General features: G+C 59.5%; 1 protein-coding gene and 1 pseudogene. Both read left to right on the forward strand.

What is annotated here, in order from left to right; translation table 11 throughout:
- The first annotated feature begins 55 nt into the window (after positions 1-55).
- Positions 56-2,728 (forward strand): DNA gyrase subunit A, encoded by a 2,673-nt coding sequence (gene gyrA / locus Q8K05_RS06535; protein WP_305245704.1) that lies wholly within the window; start codon positions 56-58, stop codon positions 2,726-2,728.
- Positions 2,725-2,923: pseudogene (locus tag Q8K05_RS06540) on the forward strand (DUF2059 domain-containing protein); the annotation flags it as partial. The gene gyrA and the pseudogene Q8K05_RS06540, both read left to right, overlap by 4 nt.

Here is a 2,923-nt window from a genome sequence, read left to right on the forward strand (position 1 = left end):
CCCGCCCTTAGAATCGGACCTTGCCTTTGACATCAAGCCCTAGCCACGACCGCCCATGACCCAATTCGCCAAAGAAACCCTGCCCATCAGTCTTGAAGAGGAAATGCGGCGAAGCTATTTAGATTACGCGATGAGCGTGATTGTGGGCCGAGCGCTGCCCGATGCCCGGGACGGCCTCAAGCCGGTGCACAGGCGCGTGCTGTTTGCCATGCACGAACTGAACAACGACTGGAACCGGCCGCACAAGAAATCAGCCCGTATCGTCGGCGATGTGATCGGCAAATACCACCCGCATGGCGATAGCGCGGTGTACGAGACCATCGTTCGCATGGCGCAGGACTTCTCTCTGCGCCACATGCTGGTAGACGGGCAAGGCAACTTCGGCTCGGTGGACGGTGACAACGCGGCCGCCATGCGGTATACGGAAATTCGCCTGTCCAAAATTGCCCACGAACTGCTGGCTGACCTGGACAAGGAAACCGTTGACTTTGGTCCCAATTACGATGGCAGCGAGCAGGAACCACTGGTCATGCCGACCCGGCTGCCCAACCTGCTGGTCAACGGTTCCAGTGGTATCGCCGTGGGCATGGCCACCAACATTCCGCCGCACAACCTGAATGAGGCGGTTGATGCCTGCATGCACCTGCTGAAAAATCCAGACGCCTCCATTGACGAGCTGATGGAAATCATTCCAGCGCCGGACTTTCCCACCGGGGGCATTATTTACGGCATCAACGGCGTCAAGGACGGCTATCGCACGGGGCGCGGCAAGGTGGTGATGCGCGCCAAATGTCATTTTGAAGACATCGACAAAGGCCAGCGGCAGTCCATCATCGTTGACGAACTGCCCTACCAGGTCAACAAAAAAACGCTCCAGGAGCGCATGGCCGAACTGGTCCATGAGAAAAAAATCGAAGGTATCAGCCACATTCAGGACGAGAGCGACAAGTCCGGCATGCGCCTGGTCATTGATCTCAAGCGCGGCGAAGTGCCTGAAGTCGTGCTGAACAACCTGTACAAGCAGACGCAGCTCCAGGATACTTTTGGCATCAACATGGTGGCGCTGATTAATGGCCAACCCAAACTGTGTAACCTCAAGGAGCTGATCCAGGTTTTTCTGTCGCATCGCCGCGAAGTGGTGACACGCCGCACGGTATTCACACTTCGCAAAGCGCGCGAACGCGGTCATGTGCTGGAAGGCCTGGCCGTCGCACTGGCCAACATCGACGACTTCATTGCCATCATCCGCAATGCACCGACCCCGCCGGTGGCGAAAGCCGAGCTGATGCAGCGCCCCTGGGACAGCAGCCTGGTGCGCGAAATGCTCACCCGTGTCCGCGCCGATGGCGGTGTCGTCAACGCCGACGACTACCGTCCCGATGGACTTGAGAAGGCCCTGGGCATGGGCAGCGACGGCCTCTACCGCCTGTCCGAAACGCAGGCCCAGGAAATTCTGCAGATGCGCCTGCAACGCCTGACCGGCCTGGAGCAGGACAAGATCGTGGCAGAGTACAAGGAAGTCATGTCCGAGATCGATGACTTGCTCGACATTCTGGCCAAGCCGGAGCGGGTGTCCATCATCATTGGCGAAGAGCTGTCGGCCATCAAACTTGAATTTGGCCAGACCAAGCTGGGCGCGCGGCGCAGCCTGATTGAGCACAGCTCGTTTGATCTCAGCACCGAAGACCTGATCACGCCCACCGACATGGTGGTCACGCTGTCGCACACCGGCTACATCAAGAGCCAGCCGCTCTCGGAATACCGCGCACAAAAACGCGGTGGCCGTGGCAAGCAGGCGACCGCCACCAAGGAAGACGACTGGGTGGACCAGCTGTTTATCGCCAACACCCACGACTACATCCTGTGCTTTTCCAACCGGGGCCGGCTCTACTGGCTCAAGGTCTGGGAGGTTCCTGCGGGCTCACGCGGTTCACGGGGCCGGCCGATTGTCAACATGTTTCCCTTGCAGGAAGGTGAAAAAATCAATGTCGTCCTGCCGCTGACGGGTGACAAGCGCAGCTTCCCGGCCGACCAGTATGTCTTCATGGCCACCAGCATGGGCACGGTCAAAAAGACCCCGCTGCAAGACTTCAGCAATCCGCGCAAGGCAGGCATCATTGCCGTCGACCTGGACGAGGGTGACTACCTGGTTGGCGCCGCCCTCACCGAGGGAACACACGACGTCATGCTGTTCAGCGACGGTGGCAAGGCGGTACGTTTTGACGAGAACGATGTACGCCCCATGGGCCGCAACGCTCGCGGCGTGCGCGGCATGATGCTTGAAGACGGCCAGGGCGTCATTGCCATGCTGGTCGCCGAGGACGAGCAGCAAAGCGTGCTGACCGCCACCCAGAACGGTTACGGCAAGCGCACCTCCATCACGGAGTACACCCGCCATGGTCGCGGCACCAAGGGCATGATCGCGATTCAGCAGAGCGAGCGCAACGGCAAAGTGGTTGCAGCGACACTGGTTCATGCTGACGATGAAATCATGCTTATCACCGACAAGGGCGTACTGGTTCGCACGCGCGTCAGTGAGATCCGCGAAATGGGACGCGCCACCCAGGGCGTGACGCTGATCGGCCTTGACGAAGGCTCGCAATTAAGCGGACTTCAGCGCATCGTGGAAAACGACGCTACTTTAAGCGACGACACTGCGACTGACAACGAAATCGGCGAAGCAACAGACACAGGCAAAGACGCCTCCAACCCGGACACCGACTCATGAAAAAACTAATCACCACGCTGGCGATGGCCTGCCTCGCCTGCTCCAGCGCCGTTCAGGCGCAGACGCCAGCCTCAAAAACCGAATTGGCAACGAAAGTTGTCACGCTCCAACAAGGCCCGGAACTTGACCGGCTGGTAACCCAGCTGGCAGGCAGCGCAGCGCAGGACCTGATTGCCAAGTGGGGGCCCCAACTGG

Origin of the sequence: Polaromonas sp. (assembly GCF_030682935.1) — a bacterium.
Lineage (GTDB): Bacteria > Pseudomonadota > Gammaproteobacteria > Burkholderiales > Burkholderiaceae_C > Polaromonas.

What these genes read in the sequence shown, in the direction of transcription:
- gyrA (WP_305245704.1), top strand. Translation starts at nt 56, where the DNA reads ATGACCCAATTCGCCAAAGAAACCCTGCCCATCAGTCTTGAAGAGGAA.